Below are 20,366 nucleotides of genomic sequence, written 5' to 3' on the forward strand. Positions count from 1 at the left end.
GTTAATCCTTCTTCTCTTGCGGCTGAACCGCCTGCGTCATGGATTCCACGAGCAATTTTTCCAAGACCGCGTTGATCGCGAGGCTGACCATCGCCGATTGAATGTTGACGGTGTCTTCCTTATTGACCTTGGCGATCGTGACGTCGCTGGTGAAGTCGGAATTGACCTGCTGAACGGCGCCAATGAAGGCCAGGATGAACGCATCATAAGCCTGCCACCGCTCGCGCTCGATCAGCTGATAGCGAATGCCCGCTGCGATGGTGTCGAGTGAAAAAACAGGCTTGAGCATCGCGATCACCAGCACGTTGGCCAGCTGGTCGCGGTTGTACTTTTTCTTGATTGGCGGCTGGATCACACCTTTTTTCACATAGTTGTTGACCATTGTCGGCGTCAGGTCATCCAGTCCCAATGGGTGGATGATCTCGTTGACGTACTGCACGATCTGATCCATGTACAGGTCAAATTGTGGCAAGTCCGTCCAGCGCGGCAGATTTGCCTGCTGCAGGCGTTTTAGATATAACGTGAAGATCTCTTCTTCAGCCATTTGTTTTCCTCCTCACCGCATCATACGCGGGTCTCTTATCTTGATTATACCATGACATCTGGTGTGCGAGACTATGTGAGCTGATTTTAGCGTATATTAGGCGATCACTCATCGCGATATGCCCACACGGCTACTTCGCGGTGCCCCTTCTTTCCCCCCAAACCCCACAAAAAAACCGCACCCCCGGAAGGATGCGGTCTGGTTGTTACGCGTTGTCGCTGTCGGTTGTTGCTGGCTTAACGACTTGGGCGCCTTTGTAGAAGCCCTTTGGCGAAACATGATGAGATGCGCGGTATTCACCGGTCGTCGCGTCGAATTGCAGGTTAGGCACATTCAACTTGATATGGCCGCGGCGCATACGCTTCTTGGTCTTGGATGTTCTGCGTGCTGGAACTGCCATGAGGAAAACCCCTTTTGCTTTAGATTTCTTTACTACTATACCGGACCCGGCCAAAATTGCAAGCGGCCGGACACCCGATGGCGGTCATTTGACCACCACAGCATGACTTATCTTACTAAAAAACGGGCGTCAAGGCAATACCTTAACAGCATTTTTCTTAGACCGTGGGCGCGGCGGTCGTGCTGGTAAAGGTCAAACTGCCGTCTTTGACCCCGATCTCGACCTTACTTTGCGGCAAGATGTCCCCTGCGATCAACTTTTTCGCAAGCGGCGTTTCGACTGCCGTGGTGATCAGCCGTTGCAGTGGGCGCGCACCATACGCCGGTTCGTAGCCCTTGTCGGCAAGCCACTCTTGGGCGGCCGGGGTGACGTCCAGCGTGACCTCTTGATCCGCCAGCCGATTGCTCAAGGACGCGAGATCCTTCACCGCAATTTTTTCCACATCCGCGAGTGAAAGTGGATTGAACATGATGATATCATCGATTCGGTTCAAAAATTCCGGCTTGAAGTGACTGCGGACCTGGGTCATCACGGTCGCCTTGGCCACGTCTGTGATCGACCCGTCCTGGGCCATGCTGTCGAGCAGACTTTCGGAGCCGAGATTAGAGGTCATGATGATGATCGTATTTTTAAAATCGACCGTGCGTCCCTGACTGTCCGTCAACCGACCGTCATCCAGCACCTGAAGCAAAATGTTGAAGACATCCGGATGGGCCTTTTCGATCTCGTCGAGCAAAACGATCGTGTACGGATTGCGACGAACGGCCTCGGTGAGCTGGCCGCCTTCCTCGTAGCCGACGTAACCAGGCGCCGCGCCGACCAAGCGGGACACGGAGATCTTGTCCATGTATTCCGACATGTCGATGCGGACCATGTGCTTCTCGGAGTCAAAAAGTGCCTCGGCCAACGTTTTGGCGAGCTCCGTCTTGCCGACCCCGGTTGGTCCAAGGAAGAGAAAACTGCCCAGTGGCCGACTCGGATTCTGCAGGCCGGCCCGCGAGCGCAGCACCGCATCCGACACGGCCTGAACCGCCTCGTCCTGGCCGATCACCCGCTGATGCACGTTATCCGCCAAATGCAGTAACTTGGCGCGGTCGCCTTCCACAAGCTTGGTGACAGGGATGCCAGTCTGCCGAGAGATCACCGCGGCGATCTCATTTTCCGTGACGGATTCTTGTACCAGCCAGCTGTCTGGCCGGTCCGTCTGTTCCATCGTCTCGAGCTCTTTTTCAAGTTGCGGAATCGTGCCGTGCTGCAAGCGGGCTGCCGCCTCAAGGTCATAGCGCGCCTGGGCATCTTCCAGCTCGTGCTTGGCTTTGTCGATCTCGGCCTTTTTCTCGTTGAGTTGGTTAATGTCTTTCTTTTCCGCGTCCCATTGCGCCTTGAGCTTGTTGACTTGCTCCTTGGTGTCTGCGAGCTCGGCCTGCGTCTGCGTCAGGCGCTTCTGGCTGGCCGGATCGGTCTCCTTTTTCAGCGCCTGCTCCTCGATCTCGAGTTGCATCTGGCGCCGCTCCGCCACATCCAGATCCGTCGGCCGCGAATTCATTTCAACGTTGATATTCGCACTGGCCTCATCGATCAGATCGATCGCCTTGTCTGGCAAAAAACGGTCCGTAATGTAGCGATTGGCCAGCGTTGCCGCCGCCACCAGCGCGGAGTCATGGATGCGCACCCCGTGGAAGATCTCGAAGCGCTCCTTGAGCCCACGCAAAATGGAGATCGTATCCTCGACGGTTGGCTCCTGCACCAGCACACGCTGGAACCGCCGCTCAAGCGCCTTGTCCTTTTCGATGTTCTCGCGGTATTCATCCAGCGTGGTGGCGCCGATCAGATGCAGTTCGCCGCGCGCCAGCATCGGCTTCAGAAGATTGCCCGCATCCATCGCGCCCTCGGCTTTGCCGGCGCCGACGATCGTGTGGATCTCGTCGATAAACAGCAGAATCTGGCCTTCGCTTTTCTTCACTTCATTTAAAACAGCCTTCAGTCGTTCCTCAAAATCGCCGCGGTATTTCGCCCCGGCCAGCAAGCTGCCCATGTCCAGCGAGATGATCGTCTTGTCTTTGAGGTTGTCCGGCACGTCGCCCTTGACGATGCGCTGGGCCAATCCTTCGACGATCGCCGTCTTACCGACACCAGGTTCGCCGATCAGGACCGGATTGTTTTTTGTCTTGCGGGACAAAATGCGAATCACATCCCGAATCTCGTCGTCGCGGCCGATGATCGGATCCATTTTGCCGGACCGCGCCTCTTTGACCAAGTCGGTGCCGTATTTTTCCAAGCTCTTGTAAGTATTCTCGGCGTTCTTGGATGTCACCTTTTGGCCACCACGCATCTTCTCGATCTGCGCGCGAAACGCCTTTTGTGTCAGGCCGTTAGCGGTCAGGTACTGGGTGATCGGGTTGTACTGCTGGTCAAATAGCGCCAGCAAAATGGCTTCGCTGGCGATGAATTCATCCCCGAAACTCTTTTTGATCTTGTCCGCGTCCTGGAACAGCTGAAACAGGTTCTGGCTCATGTTTTGGCCATAACTGCTGGCGCCTTCCACAACGGATTCGTCATCGATCGCCTTGTCGATGACCGCGTTTAAGCCATCCAGGTCGATGCCGGCTTCTTGAAAAAGCTGCGCGCCGAGGTCGCCAGTTTGGACCATGCTTTTGATCAGTTCAGGAATATCAATATCTTGATGGTGCCGCACTTGTGCGATCTTTTGTGCCGCCGCCAGTGCTTCAGTCACAGCTTGTGTGAGATTATCCGGATTCATCAGGGTTCCTCCTTTACGATTGGGCCTGCCTTCAGTGTACCGCATTGCCCTCGTCATCATAAATAGTCTAGCAGGATGCAATTGGTCAGTAAAGGTCAAATATGGACAAACACCCCTGTTTGCACAAAAATCAGCCTTAGGGCGGAGCGGGTTCCGGCGCCTTTCTCTCATCTTCTCACCGATCTTTAACCGCTAAACCTATATTCGGAAAAAGTAATCCAGGACGACGGCACGCCATCCCTAGTTTGTGCGTGACTGGCTTGTGAACAAGATAATAATTAGAACGCAAGCATATTTCTTGCGAGGGTCCATTAAAGCGCTTACACTTAGATTTGTATTCGAATACTAATATAAACAAAGGAGCACTAGCTATGAGCGAGAACACTTCCTATATCATGGCGATCGACGAAGGCACCACTTCGACCCGCGCCCTGATCGTCGACCATGAGGGTAAAACCGTCGCTGATGCGCAGCGCGAATTTCCCCAATATTTCCCTCAGCCTGGCTGGGTGGAGCATAACGCAAACGAGATCTGGAACGCGGTCCTTTCGACCATCGCCAACGCCTTCATCGGCTCTGGCATTCAGCCAAAACAGATCGTCGGCATCGGCATCACCAATCAGCGTGAGACCACGGTGATCTGGGACAAAGAGACCGGCCTGCCGATCTATAACGCGATCGTTTGGCAAAGCCGCCAGACCGGCGAGATTGCCGACCAGCTGCGCAAAGACGGCCACGGCGACATGATTCATGAGAAAACTGGCCTGTTGATCGACCCGTATTTCTCAGCGACCAAAATTCGCTGGATTCTCGACCGCGTGCCTGGCGCGCAGGAACGCGCGGAAAAAGGTGAGCTACTGTTTGGGACCATCGACACCTGGCTTTCGTGGAAATTGTCTGGCGGCGCGATTCACGTCACCGACTACACCAACGCCAGCCGGACGATGCTGTACAACATCCACACCCTGGAATGGGATGACGAGATTCTCTCCCTGTTGAACATTCCAAAGAAGATGCTGCCTGAAGTCCGGGGCAATTCGGAAGTTTATGGCGAGACCCTGCCCTATCATTTCTATGGGAGCAGTGTCCCAATCGCTGGGATGGCCGGGGACCAGCAGGCCGCCTTGTTTGGCCAGCTCGCCTTGCAGCCCGGCATGGTGAAAAACACGTACGGCACCGGCTCCTTCATTGTGATGAATACCGGCGAGACGCCGACCATGTCCGCCAACAACCTGCTGACCACGATTGGCTACAGCATCAACGGCAGGGTCACCTATGCCCTTGAAGGCTCCGTCTTTGTGGCCGGCAGTGCCATTCAGTGGCTCCGCGATTCCATGGGACTGGTTCACACCTCCCCTGAATCCGAAGACGCGGCGAAGGCCTCGACCAGCCATGATGAAGTCTATGTGGTGCCCGCCTTTACTGGTCTCGGCGCGCCATACTGGGATCCAGATGCACGAGGCGCCGTCTTTGGCCTGACCCGTGGGACGACCCGTGACGATTTCATCAAGGCGACGCTGCAGGCACTGGCCTACCAGACTCGCGACGTTGTGGACACCATGGAAAAAGATACGGGCATCGCGATTCCGGCGTTGCGTGTCGACGGTGGTGCCGCCAACAATGATTACCTGATGCAATTCCAGGCCGATCTGTTGAACACCCCGATCGACCGCGCGGCGAATCTTGAGACCACCGCGATGGGCGCGTCCTTCCTGGCGGGGCTTGCAGTTGGGTATTGGCAAGACACCGATGAATTGCAGCATATTTTCAAGGTCGGCAAGACGTTCACCCCGCAAATGCCAGAGGAGCGGCGCAACGACCTGTACGCCGGCTGGCAAGAAGCCGTTGCGGCAACGCGCTCATTCAAGCACCGCCCGCAAGCCTGACCACCTCGCAGAATAGGAGGAAGATATGACATTTTCAAAGAAAACACGGCAAGACACAGTTGACGCATTGAAGACAACGGACCTGGATCTCTTGATCGTCGGCGGTGGCATCACTGGTGCAGGTGTCGCGATTCAAGCCGCAGCCAGTGGTCTGAAAACTGGGCTGATCGAGATGCAGGATTTCGCGGAAGGTACCTCTTCTCGCTCGACCAAACTGGTCCATGGCGGCATTCGCTACCTGAAGACCTTCGACGTGGGCGTCGTTTCGGATACCGTCAAAGAGCGCGCAGTGGTGCAAGGCATCGCCCCGCATATTCCGCGGCCATTTCCGATGCTGATGCCGATCTATGACGAACCTGGGGCAACGTTTGACCTTTTTTCCGTCAAGATCGCGATGAACCTGTACGATGAGCTGGCTGGGGTCACCGGCTCGCAATATGCCAACTACACCGTTTCGAAAAGCGAAGTATTGCAGCGCGAGCCTGACTTAAAGCAGGACAAGCTGCAAGGCGGCGGCGTCTACCTCGACTATGTCAACAATGACGCGCGCCTGGTCATTGAAAATATCAAGGAGGCCGCGGAGCTCGGTGGGCTTATCGCCAGCCACGTGAAGGCCACCGGCATCTTGCATGATGATAATGGTAAGGCGATCGGCCTGCAAGCGCAGGACCTGCTGAACGATGAGGCCTTCGACATTCACGCCAAGCTGATCATCAACACCACCGGTCCATGGGTGGATCAGCTCCGTGCCGAAGACGATGACCTCGATCATGCCCCGCGTCTGCGGCCGACCAAGGGCGTACACCTGGTGATCGACGAAGCCAAGCTCAAGGTCCCGCAACCGACGTATTTTGACTCGGGACATGATGACGGCCGGATGATCTTCGTGGTGCCACGCGAAGGCAAGACCTACTTTGGCACGACCGACACCGATTTCCACGGCGATTATCAGCATCCGACCGTCGACCAGGCTGACGTCGACTACCTGCTGTTCGCGCTGAACAACCGGTACCCGGAGGCCCATGTCACGCTGGCGGATATCGAGGCCAGCTGGGTCGGCCTGCGTCCCCTGATCGCGGCAAACGGCTCCTCGGATTACAATGGCGGCGGCGCAAATACCGGCCGCGTGTCCGATGAGAGCTTCGCATCGTTGATACAGGTCGTCGATGATTATAACGCGAAAAACGCCACCCGCCGCGACGTTGAACAGGCCATCTCAGATCTGCAGACCGCCCATGCCGAGGAAAGTCTTGCCCCATCGCAAGTCTCCCGTGGGTCCAGTCTCACCACTGAAAAAGATGGCATGCTGACGCTAGCTGGCGGGAAGATCACCGACTATCGGAAAATGGCGGCCGGGGCGCTTGCCCTGGTGCGCCGCTTGCTCCAGCAACAATATGGGCAAGAAGTCAAAGAGGTCGATTCGACCAAATTGCAAGTTTCCGGTGGCCATTTTGACCCGACCAATGTCGATGAATCGATCGGCTTCTTCAGCCGCATTGCTCAAGATGCCGGCATTCCGGCAGCAGATGCGCTAGATCTGGCAAACCGCTTCGGCTCAAATACCGGCCGCGTGATCACGTATGCTGAAGACGGGGCCGCCGCTGGGCTCTCGCTCAAGGAAACTGCCAGCCTGCGCTATTCCGTCAACGAGGAAATGACGCTGACGCCGGTGGATTACCTGCTGCGCCGGACCAACGCGATTCTGTTCCATGCCGATCAGTTAGCCCAACTGACCGAGCCCGTCGTCGCCGAAATGGCCCGCCTGCTTGACTGGGATGACGCGGAGACAGCCGCCCAAGCCGCTGCGTTGCACCAGGCGATCGACGAAAGTGCGCTGAAATCACTGAAATAGTTGAAATTATGGAGGAATTCTCATGACACAAACAATCATGACTCAAGCATTGGGTGAATTTATTGGCACGCTCATTTTAGTCTTGCTGGGTGATGGCGTGGTCGCCGGCGTGTCCCTGAATCAATCAAAGGCAAAAGGCGCCGGCTGGATCGCGATCACCCTGGGGTGGGGCTTGGCTGTGACCTTGGGTGTCTATGCCGCCGCCTTTCTCGGCCCGGCGCATTTGAACCCGGCTGTCACCCTGGGCTTTGCCGTCATCGGCCGGTTCCCATGGGCAGGTGTGTTGCCATTCATCATCGCGCAAGTCCTTGGGGCATTCGTTGGGGCGACCCTCGTGTGGCTCCACTACTACCCGCACTGGGCGGCCACGGACGACAAAGCCGCGATCTTGGGCACCTTTGCCACCGGCCCAGCAATTCGCCGGCCGTTCTGGAACTTCTTTAGCGAAACGCTTGGCACCGCAGTCCTGGTCTTCGTCCTGCTCGCCTTTGCAAAAGGCAAATGGACGGATGGCCTCAGCCCGATTGGTGTCGGCGTTCTGATCACCGCGATCGGCCTGTCTCTTGGTGGGACCACCGGTTACGCGATCAACCCGGCTCGAGACTTCGGCCCGCGGTTGGCCCATGCCATTTGGCCGATCGCCAACAAGGGCGGCTCCGATTGGGGCTACTCCTGGGTCCCGATCGTCGGCCCACTGGTTGGCGGCGTGATTGGCGCTGGCCTGTTCGTTTTGATCTGATCGCTCATCGAGGTGCTGGGCCGGCTGACCGACAGGGGTCCGTCGGCGCAACTGACTTGGCAACGCGACCGCGAATTATTAGGTAAAAAAAGAATCGAGGCAGCGATTGCCTTGGTTCTTTTTTGATTCTCTCAAATAAAGCCTACTTTGTTTCCGCAGCCGTTGCGTCTGCGACCTGTTGCTGCAGCGCAGTCACTTGCGCCTGCAGTTTTTCGGTGGCCGCTTTGACTGCCTTGTCCTGTTCAGCCTTCGCATTGGCGGCAACGGCTTCTGCCGCCTTCAGCGCTTTGCTGTTTTTCGCCATGCTGGTGCTCGACACCAGGAACGTGATCAAAGCACCGATCAAGACAGACACGATGATCACAACGATCAATGGCCAGGAAAATTGGGCGCCGAAGAAATTCACGGCGACGGCCTGCCCATTCAGGACGGCAAAAATGATCAATACCAGCGCCAGCACAAGGCCGACGATGAGACGTTGCTGATTTTTCATACCCAGACCCTACTTTCGATTGAAGAGTGTGCCAGCGAGAAAGTCCCCGACATGTGGCGCCAGGTCATAGAACTTGGCGGCCGCCGCCATGATCAGCGGCGTGTTGATCTCGCGGACCGGCAACCCAAAGGAATAGACGATACGGCGCGCCAGTTTATCCGCATCGAGCACAATGAAGCTGACTTTCTGCAGATAATCATTGGCCTCCGCGACCTGGAAAAAGGCGGTGTTGACGGGCCCCGGATTGACCGTGGTCACCCGCACCCCATGCGGCCGCAGCTCAAGCCGCAATCCGTTGCTGTAGCCGACCACCGCAAATTTAGAGGCGGAATAGATTGCGGATTTCGGTGTCGCGATCTTGCCTGCCATGGAGGCGATGTTGATGATGTGGCCGCGGCCGCGTTCAACCATGCCTCGCCCGATCAAGCGCGTCATGTACATCGTCCCCAACACGTTGACGCGCATCATCTGCTCGACCGTGCTCATTTTCGTCTCAAGCGCATTTTCAAAATGGCCAAAGCCCGCCGCATTGACCAGCACGTCGACGGGGCCGACATCACGGGCAATGCGCGCCGCGACGGCTTCGACTGCCACCGGATCGGCGACGTCGCAGACAAACGCATACGCCGGGCGGCCAGACAATGCGGTCGCAGTGGCTTGTGCTTCCTTTAGCGCGGCCATCCGCCGGGCCAAAAAGACCACCGTGGCCCCTTGTTTGGCGGCTTCAAGCCCGATTGCCTTCCCCAGACCTGACGACCCGCCTGTCACGACGACGATCTGTTTTTCCAAACGTTTCATCGCTGCTTCACCCTCTTTTCAAATGGAATGGCAACTTCCTGAAGATCATGAACCACCCGCGTATTCTTGAAGACGCGCTGCGCCGAACGCTGCAATTCCAGCGCAGCCTTGCCGATGTAACGCGCGGAAATGTGATTCAGCAGAAGCTCATGCGCGCCAGCCGCCTTCGCGATCTTGGCCGCCTGAATATTCGTCGAGTGGTAGTATTGGCGAGCCAGGGGCGCCTCGTCCGGCCCAAACGTCGATTCATGGACCATCACCGTCGCATCCTTGGCCAGCACCTCGGCCTCTTTCGTCTGCCGGGTGTCCCCGAAAATCGCGATCGTCCGGCCTGGCTGCGCAGGACCGATGAAGTCGTGGCCATCCAGCGTCCGGCCGTCTGGCAGTGTCACCGTTTCGCCCGCCTTGAGCTTCGCGTAAAGCGGCCCGGCCGGCACCTTTGCGTCTTGGAGCTTGGATACCAGCAGCTCACCCGGATGCGGTTTTTCCTCGATGCGAAAACCCATGGATGGCACTCGATGCGCGAGTTCGCCGCAAGTCACCTTGAACGTCTTGTCATCGAGAATGACGCCAGGCTTGTCGATCAGAACAAAATCCAGCCGATATGGCAGGCGTGTTTGCGTCACCGCCAAACTCGTTTTGACGAACCGCTCAATGCCCGGCGGCCCGTAGATCGTCAATGGCTCTTCGCCGCCTTGATTGGCCCGACTCGCGAGAAAGCCCGGCAGGCCGAAAATGTGATCGCCGTGCAGATGGGTGATGAAGATCTTGGTCACCTTGCGCGGCCTGATCGCGGTCTTGAGGATCTGGTGCTGGGTGCCTTCGCCGCAGTCAAACAGCCACACCTCATTGCGCTCATCGAGCAGCGTCAGCGCGAGACTCGAGACATTGCGGGCCTTGGACGGTGAACCCGCCCCAGTCCCTAAAAATAAAATTTCCATAGAGTTCTTCCTATTCTATCGTACAGTCTGTACACAGTTTATCACAAAAACAGGGTGCGTAGGGGCGCGGGATGGTGTGCGCGTATTGCGGTGGTTCAGTTCGCAGATGCGCGCGGGTGGGCGTCGGCCATAAATTGGCTGGCGACCGTAGTAGAGCGCACAAGCAACTTTATGCCCGCAAAGAACGCGGTTATAAAGCTTGCTTTCGGTGTAAGCGGCACGCCGCTAACACCGACGAGGGGGCTTGCTCTTGGCGTAAGGCATTCATGCCTTACGCCAAGACATGCGAAGCGAGCCATTTCTGGCCTCCGCACACCCTCAGGTATAATCCTCAAACCATCTTTACACTAGTACTCAATAGAACAGCCTTCACTCTAGTCGTCAGGCCTTATACACACTTAGCCATATGCGGAATTTTTTGGCTACCAAACTGAGCCTCAATGCCTGTATTGTGTCTACAAAATCACGCACCGCCAGCCGCATATCAGCTTGACAGTTCACCGTTCCGCCCCTAAACATTCAAAAAAGCCGCCCCAGCATTTCTGCCAGGTCGGCTTTTCGCGTTCCATTCCCTATTTTGCAAGAATCGCCTTGGCGACCAGGCTTGCGTAGTATGGGTTGCCTGTTGGGTTCATGTGGACCAGGTCGTCGTAGAACCAATCGCGGTGGCTCTTGGCGTAGTCGTACCAGTCGATCACGGTCAGGTTCGGATACTTTTTCGCCTCGCTGGCCAGCGTCGCGTTGACGTCATTTTGCCAGGTCCGGGTCGGCACGTGCACGTTGATCCAGAAGACTTGGTGGTCCTTGCCGATCGCCTGCATCATGTCGTCGAACTGCGCCGTGGAAAATGGGCCGTTGGTGCCCAGGCCGATCAGCACGATGTTCGCCAGCGCGCCGGTTGCCGCGTAATGCTTAACGGTGCTGATCGAATCGACCATTTGCCGCGAGACCGTGGCGTCGATGAAGGCTTTGGGAAAAATACGTTGGAGAATCGGTTTGCCATCCAGCATGACCGAATCGCCGATACCGGTGATGCCGATCGTCTGTGCCCGCTGCAATTGCACCTGGGTCAAGCCATATGCCTGCAGGTCCTGGTTCACGGGGTGCTCGGCCGCCTTGGATTCCTCCGCGCGGCTTTGTGACTGTGAAACCGAGATCGAAGCCGATTTGTCCTTGGCGATCGACTCGGACTCAGAGCGGGCCGCCGCGATGCTTGACCGCGCCGCAGCCAGTTCCTTAGCCTTTTGCTTCTCGTCCGCCTTATTTTTCTTCAGCTGGCGCGCCAGTGGTGAGTCGTCCGCGGTGTCTTTTGCCCCAGGCGCCTTGGCGACTCCGACGAGGCCGACTGCCAGGATGATCAAGGCCAGATAGGACACGACCCGGCGGCTGATCCGCATTTTTCCAGATGGCGTGACCAGGGCCTTGAGGTAGGCGCCTGTCTGCCGAAAATCAAAATGCGCGATTGGCTGCTCGATGAAGCGATACGACAGCTCCGTGAGCGCCAAGATGATCGCCACCTCGATCACCGGATACAGCACCGGATGGTCGGCGACATCGCGGAAGCGGCTCTCAAAGAAGATCATGACCGGAAACTGGTAGAGATAAATGCCATAACTGCGACTGCCGATGTAGCTGAACACCGGATTAGACAGCAGCCGGTCAAAATGCGCGGCCGGATGCGCGACCACCGCGACCAGCATCATCGTCAAAAGGGAAAACAGGAACATCCCCCCTTCGTACAGAAAGGCGCTTTGCGAATCGACGAAAAACACCATCACCAGCATGCCGGCCAGCGACACCGTGCCCACCCCGTCCAAAAACAGCCGGCTGGTCGTTGGCATCGACTCTGACAGTTTGGCGCTTGGCCACAAGAAGGCCAGCGCCGCCCCGAGCAAAATGGAAAACGCGCGGGTATCCGTGCCGTAATACAGGCGGCTAGGATCAAAGTTCGCGCCACTGGCGGTGTTGTGGTACAAAACGAACATCCAAACGCCAGACACCACCGCCAGCACAAACACGACGTTGAAGATCTGCTCGCGATGCTTGATCAGATAGAGCATCGCCAGCACCAGAAACGGCCAGACAAGGTAGAACTGCCCTTCGATCGATAGCGTCCACAAATGCGTGAACGGCGACTCCCCATCTGCGTACCGGGCAAAATAGGACTGGCCATTCAAGATCTGCCACCAGTTATACACATACGCGAGGTTCGTGGCCACCATCAGATGCAAGTTGTGCAAAAGATTTTGCTGGAACAGCACGATATAGGCACTGGTGGCGAACAGCACCGCGATCAACCCAGGATAAAGGCGCTTGATGCGCTTGGTGAAAAATAGCTTGAGGTCGATGCGATGCGTGCGGCCGTATTCCATCAGGAGACCATCCGTGATCAGATAGCCGGACACCACCATGAAGATCGGCACGCCCAAATAGCCGCCGCGAAAAAGATCCGGCCTCAAATGATACAAAATAACGCCGATCACCCCAAGCGTGCGCAGGCCGTCGAACCCTCTGATGTAACGCCGCTTGGGCTTGTTGCGAATTGCGTTTGTGTTAGTTGCCATGCGCCACCATCCTCAACTCCAAAAATCACAAAGACAAACGCCCTTACTCCACAAATTCAAATGTAAAATCATCGATCGCCACAAGGTCCCCGGATTTGGCGCCCGCTTCCCGCAGCGCATCGTCAACGCCAAGGTTCCGCAATTGGCGTGCGAACCGCAACGCTGAATCGTCGTGGTCCAGATTGGCCATCTGGTACATTTTTTCAAGCTTCTTGCCCGACAAGATGAAGGTCCCGTATTCGTCGCGGGTGATCTCGATCTTGTCTTCGTCTTGCTGGAACACGTAATCCGCCGGGACGGCCTTGGACTTCGGCTGCAGGGCAGGTGCGTTCTTCAGCGCCGTGGCGGTGTCTTGCATCAGCTGCGCCACGCCATCATGGGTGATGCTGGAGATCTGATAAATGTGATCTTCCGGCACGCCATCCTTGAGCAGCCCCGCCTTGAACTCGGCAAATCGCGCCGTTGCCCCTGGCAGATCCATTTTCGTCGCGACGACCAGCTGCGGCCGCTCGAGAATCGTGTCATCATACGTGCTCAATTCTTGGCGGATCTGTTGGTAATCGGTCAGCGGGTCGCGGCCATTATCCGGATCCATTTCGACCAGGTGCAAGATCACCCGGGTCCGCTCCACGTGACGCAGGAACTGGAAACCCAGCCCAACGCCATTGGACGCCCCTTCGATCAGCCCTGGCAGATCGGCCATCACAAAATCAGACCCGTCATCGAGTTGCACCATGCCCAAGTTTGGCACCAGGGTGGTGAACTGATAGGCCGCGATTTTTGGCTTCGCCGAGGTCACCACGGACAGCAGGGTCGACTTGCCGACAGACGGAAAGCCAACCAGCCCGACATCGGCCAGTACCTTGAGTTCCAGCGTGACATAGCGATGCGCGCCGGGTTCCCCATTTTCGGCGATCTCAGGTGCCGTATTTTTCGGCGAGACAAAATGCACATTGCCGCGCCCGCCACGGCCGCCGCGCGCAACGACCACTTCATCCCCCGGATTCACGAGGTCGCCGAGCTGCTCATGCGTGTCGGCATCAAAGACGGTGGTGCCGCCCGGAACAGCCAGCCGAACATCCGTCGCCGCTGCCCCATACATCTGCTTGCCTTGGCCATTGCCACCATTTTTCGCGTGAAAATGCCGCTGGTAGCGAAAATCCATCAGCGTGCGCAAGCCCTCATCCACATAAAGAATGATGCTCCCGCCGCGCCCGCCGTCACCGCCGGCCGGGCCACCAAATGGCACAAACTTTTCATGACGGAATGCCACCATTCCATCCCCGCCTTTTCCGGCTTGAACTTCGACTGTTACTTGATCAACGAACATCGGGCGCCTCCTTTACCACTTTTGCACAACAAATTTACAATGCTCTCATCGTACGTGATGCAGCGGGCAATTGCAATCAAACCTGCTCGCCACTTTTCTTGGTCTATTATACCAGCCAGAACGCCGGCGTGGGCGGCCGTTTGTCATAAACTTGTAACAATTCTGTTAGACCGTTTGCAGATAAAAAGAGAACCGAGCAAAACGCGCCCAGTTCCCTTCTTTTCTTAACATGGTGCCAGAACATCCGGCTGCCGGCTCAGCGTCAGCCCCTATCGCCTAGATTCGCGCCAGCCATCGCCCAAAGCGCCCGTGCAGCCGCCCGCGCATGCCAAACACGATGCCGGCAACCAGCAACAGCAGTGGCACTAAAAGTCCCCAGCGCGTCCAAGATAACGAATCCAGCAGCGCGAGAATAAACGCGACCCAGCTCAGGCCAAACAGTGGCCAATACAGGCGCGGCGTGGTCAGGAAGTGCCCATCAAATTCCGCACTTCGCGAGCGATACAGGCGTTCGCCCAGCCACAGTAGGATCCCGCAGACGACTACCAGCAGCATATAAAGGAAGAAACGTTCGCCGCCCGGGCCGAGGCCAAGCTGAACCAACCAGTGATCCACGCGCGCGAAAGCCCCCAAACCAAGCGAAAGCAGGAGCGGCGGTGCGCAGACGATCGCCACAAAGTTCCCGAAGAGCAGCGCCACCACCGCGGCAAAGAGAAAACAGCTCAGTGCATACAATTCATTCAGCCCAATCAGTGCCACGCCCGAAAAAAGCGTCATTTCATCATACGTTGCTCCGACGGCCAGTGGCATGCCAACCATGTCCAGCGCATACCGCACCAAGGTGAACAGGGCGACCGCACCGCCATAGACGCTCAACCGGCTCCAGTACGCGTCCTTGCGTCGGCCCAGGCCAAAAAGGAAGCGGTCAAACCCACTCAAGCTATCCCATCCGGTGCAAATGAGACCCACCACGACCACCGCGATCAGCCAGACTGGGTCGACGGATTGCACAAAATTACCAGTAGGCGCCCAGCCCAATTTGTCGATGGTGCTTTGCGGATAGTAGCTCAGGGATGCTTTGCGCATCTTCGGGATCTCCCGCTTCGCCTCGGCTGTCGTCACGCCGGGATTGTCCCGCTTGTACTCGGCGACCGTTGTCGGGGTGAAGTGGTCTATCTCATGGTAACTGCTGACGGCCTCGGCAAACGACACGCCCCAAATCACCAACATCACGCCCAACAACAAGAGCAGCACCGGACGATGGCGCCGGAACATCACTTTCATCATCTTACCCATGGACCCGCTCCCCTTCATTGTCTTGGTATTCGCTGCGGAACAGATCCGACAGCTCAAGTGGCAGCGGCGCAGCCAGGACCGGTTCGGCCGCCTTGACCGCCGCCTCAACGACCGGGTCGTAATCCTTGAACAGGACCTCCAGCACCCGCCCGCGTACGTTCAAGATCTGGCCGTGGACGCGCACCACCTGCGGAATCTCAGCATCCTTGAACACCAGCTGCAACTTCACCGCTTTTTCGCGCAGCGACTCCAAGTCGTAATCGTGGCTGATCGTTCCGTTCCGTAAAAACAGCACGCGGTCCGCCAACCCGTCCAGCTCACGCAAGTCATGGGACGCGATCAAAAAACTGCGGTCCTCATTGGCGACGGCTGCGATCACATTTTTCACGATTGCCTCGCGGATGAACAGGTCCAGTCCATCAAACGGCTCATCCAGGCAGACGAACGGCACGTTGCTGGCCAGGTCCAGCGCCATCACGACCAGGGCCTGGTACCCCTTGGACAACTCGCCGTACTGCTTGCCCATCGGAAGATCGTGGTCGGCGGCCAACCTGGCAAACCGGCCGGCATCAAACTGCTCATATGTCTCCGCAAAATAGCGGCTGATCTGCGCCAGTGTGTTGTGCTTGAAAAATAAGTTGACGGGGTCGATGTATAGGAGCTGCTGGCGCAGGGCTGGATGGTGGCAAAGCGCCGCATCACCCAAAAAAACGCCGCCTTGTTGCGCGCGATACTGATCGGTCAGCGTCCGCATCAAGGTCGTCTTGCCCACCCCGTTGCGCCCGACTAGGCCAAGCACTTGCCCTTGTTGCCAGCGAAAACTGACATCTTGCAGCACGTTTTTGCCTGCGATCGCGAGTCCCAAATGATCAACGGTCAATTCCATTTGTTTGTCCTCCTTGCCGCGCATAGATCTGCGCGAGCCACCCTCGCACCGTGCCTTCACTGACCCCAGCGGCGCAGGCCTCCAGCACCGCGGCCTCCACCTTGGGGCGTACCACATTGGCGGCTGCCTGCTGCGCGGCGTCATCGGGTTCGGCGATAAATGACCCGAGCCCCGGCCGCATCTCGACCACATGATCCGCCTCCAGCTGTTTATACGCCTTGGCGACCGTGTTGGGATTAAGTTTGACTTGCTGCGCCATTTCGCGGACCGACGGCAATTTGTCGCCGGGGCGCAAAACGCCTGTTGTGATCTGTTGTTTGACATCTAGGACCAGCCGCTCGTAGTACGCGAGATGACTGAATTGCTGATCGTCCATCGGTGGGCCTCCTTCCCTGTGTCTTACGTGTACTATTATACATAGTACACCGACGAAGGCAAGCAAAAACGGCCATTCTTTTTCGAATGACCGTTTTGCGTGGTGGTTAGTCGATAAAACTCGTGTGGCTGACCTTCCAGTCCTCCAGTTTGATGAACACCCAGAAACTGTAAATGCCAAGGGTGATGATCGTCAGCAGGAGCCATTTGATCCAATTGCCAAACAGCCCGATCGCGCTGCCGGAAAAATGGAGCCGGTGCCCTTCCACCACTGTGTGATCGATCTTCCAGCCATACAGCATGCACAGCGCCCAAGGGTAACAGATTCCCAGCGTGACGATCGTGACCAGCCCGCCCAGCAGCGACCAGCCGATGTAGCTCAAGAGCCCGCCATCGAAAAATGAGATGCGTCCGTTTTTTTCTTCCATAGAAATAGCCCTCCGTGTTTGACTTGATTGTCATCCACGCAGGGCCGAAAAGCAATCTATTTAATTAACGACGTGCCCGATCAGCGGAAGAAAGTTAGTCCTTCGACGCATCTGCCAAGCGGAACCCGCTCCATGGCTTGAGGTAGTCCAGCAGGAACAGCTCTTCCGGATGAATTTTGCCCACGACATTGACGCGGCCGCTATTTGGCATGGCCTTCAGCGCGATCTGAGTTTCGCCCTTGTACTGGCCGAAGCCGACATTGTCGATCAGCACATCGCCGCGCTGGATGTCGACAGTGTTGTGCGCCGGAAAATCGCGATCGGCATACTTCACACGCGTCTGGGTGCTGCGCAGAATGTATTCGCTGCGGTCGCCGCGATAGTTGTGATCGTTGTCAAACAGCACTTCATGCTCAAGCGGCGTGATGTCGGCAGCCGGCACCACCCGAACAACGGGATAGTCCGCAACAAACGCATCACGGGCCGCCTTCAATTCCGCCTCGCTGGCATAGGCATTGCCGATGATCAGGTCATTGATGGTGTCCATCAAGACATAATGCTTGACCTGCGTGGCGATCGGCAAGTCGCGATGGCTCTCAAGCGAGCACAGCCCATCTTGCGTCGGCCACGGGCCAAAGGTGGCGTTGTGCGAATTGATGAACGCCGCGGTGTTCAAGTTGTACTGCGTGAACAGCGCCGTCGCCTGTTCGAAAAATGCCTGGCCCAAGCCGGAGAACTGATGCGGGTAGAAGTTATGGGACCCCAGCAGGTTCTCGCGGTTTGGCGAAAACGCCATGATGTTGTCGATATAATGCGTCCCTTGAGACATGTTGACTTCGATCTTGATCCCGTATGGATTACGGGTCATCTTGGCCTCTTCCGCCCCGGTAAACCCAAGGTCGAGGCGCACGCCCCATGCCCCGAGGTCCTTGAAGAACTTCAGGTTGTCATAGGTGACGCCGAGCTGCTCAAACAGCGCCGGGTTGATGTCGACCATGACCTCCATGCCAAGTTCGTTGGCCTTATCGATCACTTTTTTGAAGCCAGCCACGACCTCGTCTTTGTTGCCTTTGATCTCAAGCAGCGAGGTGAAGACGCGCTTGAAGCCGTATTTTGCAGCGAGTTCAAGGTACGCTGCGTCTTTGTCATAAGTAGAACGTTCTGGATAAACAGATACGCCGAGTTTTCCCATGTGATGTCTCCCCTTTCATCGTCTAGGGTACCACATTGGACCAGACCAATGAAAGTGCTTCCCTCTTTTTTCATTAAAAACGCGTCCTGGTGTCACATTTTGCGGCGGCGTCTGACCGGTTTTGAACGCCATCGCCAAATATTTGAATGTTTTTGAACGAAATAGATTGCATTTGAACGAACCCTGCGTATAATGACAATTGCGAGGTGAAGAAAATGCTTACAGAAGAAAGACAGCGCTATATTCTCGATCTGCTGCAACGCCAGCCGATCGTCAAATCTCAGGACCTCATTCAGGCACTGGGCGCCAGCGAATCCACGATTCGCCGCGACCTGGCCGAGCTCGAAGCCGCGGGTCAGCTCCGCCGTGTCCATGGCGGCGCCGAGCGCGTGGCGGCCAGCGCCCCAGAGCCAAGCGTGCAGGAAAAAGCCACCCAGGCCCTGGCGGAAAAACAGGCGATCGCCAAGGCGGCGGCCGGCCTGGTCACCGCCCACAGCACCGTTTTTCTCGATGCAGGCACCACGACCGCGCAGCTGATTCCGCTCCTGGCCGGCAAAGACGTCACGGTGGTCACCACCGGCGTCGACAATGCCAGCGCGCTGGCGGATTATCACATCACCGCGATCATGCTGGGCGGGCGCATCAAGTCCGCTACCAAAGCCGCGGTGGGCGCGGCGACCGTGATCGCCCTGGAGTCGATGCATTTTGACTTCGCGTTCATCGGCGCCAATGGCATTCACCCGAAATACGGCATCACCACCCCGGACGAAGAGGAGGCGCACGTCAAACAGACGGCACTCGAGCAAGCACGTTCGGCCTATGTGCTCGCCGATCCCACCAAGTTCGGCCAAGTAAGCTTTGCCAAGATCGCCAAGCTCACTCGCGTTACGATCTTGACGACGCCGCTACAGACGCTTGCCGCATCGTATCAAGAATTCAAAAACATTCAGGAGGTCTCAAATTGATCTACTCGATCACACTTAACCCCTCGATCGACTATGTGGTCACCAGCGACCAGCTATTTCTGGGCCGCGTGAACCGGTTGACCGAGACCACCAAGCTCCCCGGTGGCAAGGGCATCAATGTCTCACGAATCTTACAGGCGCTGGCCGTGCCCACAGTCGCGCTGGGGTTTCTCGGTGGCTTCACCGGCGACTTTATCAAAAATGCGCTGAAGGCCGATGACCTGCCCTGCGATTTTACCCCGATCGCGGCCGATACCCGCATCAATGTGAAATTGCGGGCGGAAAGTGAAACGGAGCTCAACGCCCCTGGCCCGCGCATTACAGACGACGAGCAGCACACCTTCATCACCGCCTTGACCGAGCGCCTGCAGCCAGGGGATGTCGTGGTGATGGCAGGCAGTCTGCCGCCTGATCTGCCAGCCAGTTTTTACCGCGACCTGATTCCCGCCATTCACACCGCGCACGCCGAATTCGTGATCGACACGACCGGCCAGGCGCTGCTGGATACCTTGGCCGATCATCCACTGGTGGTCAAGCCAAATCATCACGAGCTGGCCGCGCTCTTCAACGATGCCCCTTACCCGAGCATCGAGGCCACGGTGCAGGCCGGCCGCAAGCTCCTGACCCTCGGCGCGCAGCATGTGTTGGTCTCCATGGCCGGCAAAGGCGCGCTGCTCATCGAGGCGGACCGCGCGTACCACGGCAACACCAAGCCCCAGCAAGTGATCAACTCGGTGGGCGCCGGCGACTCGATGCTGGCAGGCTTCACCGGCCGCCTCACAGCTGGCGCGACCCCACTTGAGGCGTTCAAGACTGCGCTGGCTTGCGGCTCGGCCACGGCGTACAGCCAGGACCTGGCCACCCGGGAAAAAATCGATGACGTTTTAGCAACAGTGACTGTGAAGGAAGTGTAAAA

Annotated in this window: 18 protein-coding genes; 5 read left to right on the forward strand and 13 right to left on the reverse strand. The window is 57.1% G+C overall.

Features of this window, described 5'->3' with window-relative positions:
• Nucleotide 1: 1 nt before the first annotated feature.
• The 3 genes from JUE67_RS01205 to clpB all read right to left on the reverse strand — a co-directional run bounded on the left by JUE67_RS01205 (nt 2) and on the right by clpB (nt 3,705).
• Nucleotides 2-544, reverse strand: coding sequence for a DUF1836 domain-containing protein (locus JUE67_RS01205; protein WP_203625944.1), 543 nt, complete (start codon nt 542-544; stop codon nt 2-4).
• Between the two features lie 205 nt (nt 545-749).
• Complete coding sequence (gene rpmF, locus JUE67_RS01210) at nt 750-944, reverse strand: 50S ribosomal protein L32 (RefSeq protein ID WP_125696843.1); 195 nt, start codon at nt 942-944, stop codon at nt 750-752.
• Nucleotides 945-1,101: 157 nt separating this feature from the next.
• Entirely contained in the window at nt 1,102-3,705 is a 2,604-nt protein-coding gene (gene clpB, locus JUE67_RS01215; protein ID WP_203625946.1) for an ATP-dependent chaperone ClpB, read from the reverse strand.
• A 371-nt stretch (nt 3,706-4,076) separates the two neighbouring features.
• On the opposite strand from clpB, the gene glpK reads away from it, so the two are divergent.
• Genes glpK through JUE67_RS01230 form a run of 3 tightly spaced genes read left to right on the forward strand, consistent with a single transcriptional unit; the run spans nt 4,077 to nt 8,182 of the window.
• Nucleotides 4,077-5,591 (forward strand): glycerol kinase GlpK, encoded by a 1,515-nt coding sequence (gene glpK, locus JUE67_RS01220; protein WP_203625948.1) that lies wholly within the window; start codon nt 4,077-4,079, stop codon nt 5,589-5,591.
• 25 nt (nt 5,592-5,616) lie between these two features.
• Complete coding sequence (gene glpO / locus JUE67_RS01225; protein WP_203625950.1) at nt 5,617-7,443, forward strand: type 1 glycerol-3-phosphate oxidase; 1,827 nt, start codon at nt 5,617-5,619, stop codon at nt 7,441-7,443.
• A 34-nt stretch (nt 7,444-7,477) separates the two neighbouring features.
• On the forward strand, nt 7,478-8,182 hold the full coding sequence (locus tag JUE67_RS01230) for an MIP/aquaporin family protein (protein WP_125696881.1): 705 nt from the start codon (nt 7,478-7,480) through the stop codon (nt 8,180-8,182).
• A 142-nt stretch (nt 8,183-8,324) separates the two neighbouring features.
• Here JUE67_RS01230 and JUE67_RS01235 read toward each other — a convergent pair whose 3' ends face one another.
• From JUE67_RS01235 to JUE67_RS01280, 10 genes are all read right to left on the reverse strand, one after another.
• Nucleotides 8,325-8,675 carry a lipopolysaccharide assembly protein LapA domain-containing protein gene (locus tag JUE67_RS01235; protein WP_203625952.1) on the reverse strand — a complete coding sequence of 117 codons (351 nt, stop codon included), beginning with the start codon at nt 8,673-8,675 and terminating at the stop codon, nt 8,325-8,327.
• A 9-nt stretch (nt 8,676-8,684) separates the two neighbouring features.
• Nucleotides 8,685-9,473, reverse strand: a complete 789-nt coding sequence (locus JUE67_RS01240; RefSeq protein WP_203625954.1) for an SDR family NAD(P)-dependent oxidoreductase — start codon at nt 9,471-9,473, stop codon at nt 8,685-8,687.
• Nucleotides 9,470-10,414, reverse strand: a complete 945-nt coding sequence (gene rnz, locus JUE67_RS01245; protein WP_203625956.1) for a ribonuclease Z — start codon at nt 10,412-10,414, stop codon at nt 9,470-9,472. The genes JUE67_RS01240 and rnz overlap by 4 nt, the downstream gene beginning before the upstream one ends.
• A gap of 572 nt (nt 10,415-10,986) precedes the next feature.
• On the reverse strand, nt 10,987-12,978 hold the full coding sequence (locus JUE67_RS01250; protein WP_203625958.1) for an acyltransferase family protein: 1,992 nt from the start codon (nt 12,976-12,978) through the stop codon (nt 10,987-10,989).
• Nucleotides 12,979-13,021: 43 nt separating this feature from the next.
• Nucleotides 13,022-14,308 (reverse strand): GTPase ObgE, encoded by a 1,287-nt coding sequence (gene obgE, locus JUE67_RS01255; RefSeq protein WP_203625960.1) that lies wholly within the window; start codon nt 14,306-14,308, stop codon nt 13,022-13,024.
• Between the two features lie 276 nt (nt 14,309-14,584).
• Nucleotides 14,585-15,604 carry a hypothetical protein gene (locus JUE67_RS01260; RefSeq protein ID WP_203636930.1) on the reverse strand — a complete coding sequence of 340 codons (1,020 nt, stop codon included), beginning with the start codon at nt 15,602-15,604 and terminating at the stop codon, nt 14,585-14,587.
• Nucleotides 15,597-16,490, reverse strand: coding sequence for an ATP-binding cassette domain-containing protein (locus JUE67_RS01265; RefSeq protein WP_203625964.1), 894 nt, complete (start codon nt 16,488-16,490; stop codon nt 15,597-15,599). The genes JUE67_RS01260 and JUE67_RS01265 overlap by 8 nt, the downstream gene beginning before the upstream one ends.
• Nucleotides 16,474-16,866 (reverse strand): GntR family transcriptional regulator, encoded by a 393-nt coding sequence (locus tag JUE67_RS01270; protein WP_203625966.1) that lies wholly within the window; start codon nt 16,864-16,866, stop codon nt 16,474-16,476. Before JUE67_RS01270 ends, JUE67_RS01265 begins: the two co-directional genes overlap by 17 nt.
• A gap of 106 nt (nt 16,867-16,972) precedes the next feature.
• Complete coding sequence (locus JUE67_RS01275; RefSeq protein ID WP_203625968.1) at nt 16,973-17,293, reverse strand: DUF898 family protein; 321 nt, start codon at nt 17,291-17,293, stop codon at nt 16,973-16,975.
• 94 nt (nt 17,294-17,387) lie between these two features.
• Nucleotides 17,388-18,485 (reverse strand): DUF871 domain-containing protein, encoded by a 1,098-nt coding sequence (locus JUE67_RS01280; protein ID WP_203625971.1) that lies wholly within the window; start codon nt 18,483-18,485, stop codon nt 17,388-17,390.
• 215 nt (nt 18,486-18,700) lie between these two features.
• On the opposite strand from JUE67_RS01280, the gene JUE67_RS01285 reads away from it, so the two are divergent.
• Nucleotides 18,701-19,450 carry a DeoR/GlpR family DNA-binding transcription regulator gene (locus JUE67_RS01285; RefSeq protein WP_203625973.1) on the forward strand — a complete coding sequence of 250 codons (750 nt, stop codon included), beginning with the start codon at nt 18,701-18,703 and terminating at the stop codon, nt 19,448-19,450.
• Nucleotides 19,447-20,364: a 1-phosphofructokinase gene (gene pfkB / locus JUE67_RS01290; protein WP_203625975.1), complete on the forward strand. Its 918-nt coding sequence runs from the start codon at nt 19,447-19,449 to the stop codon at nt 20,362-20,364. The genes JUE67_RS01285 and pfkB overlap by 4 nt, the downstream gene beginning before the upstream one ends.
• Nucleotides 20,365-20,366 lie beyond the last annotated feature (2 nt).

Origin of the sequence: Lacticaseibacillus mingshuiensis, from assembly GCF_016861785.1 — a bacterium.
GTDB lineage: Bacteria > Bacillota > Bacilli > Lactobacillales > Lactobacillaceae > Lacticaseibacillus > Lacticaseibacillus mingshuiensis.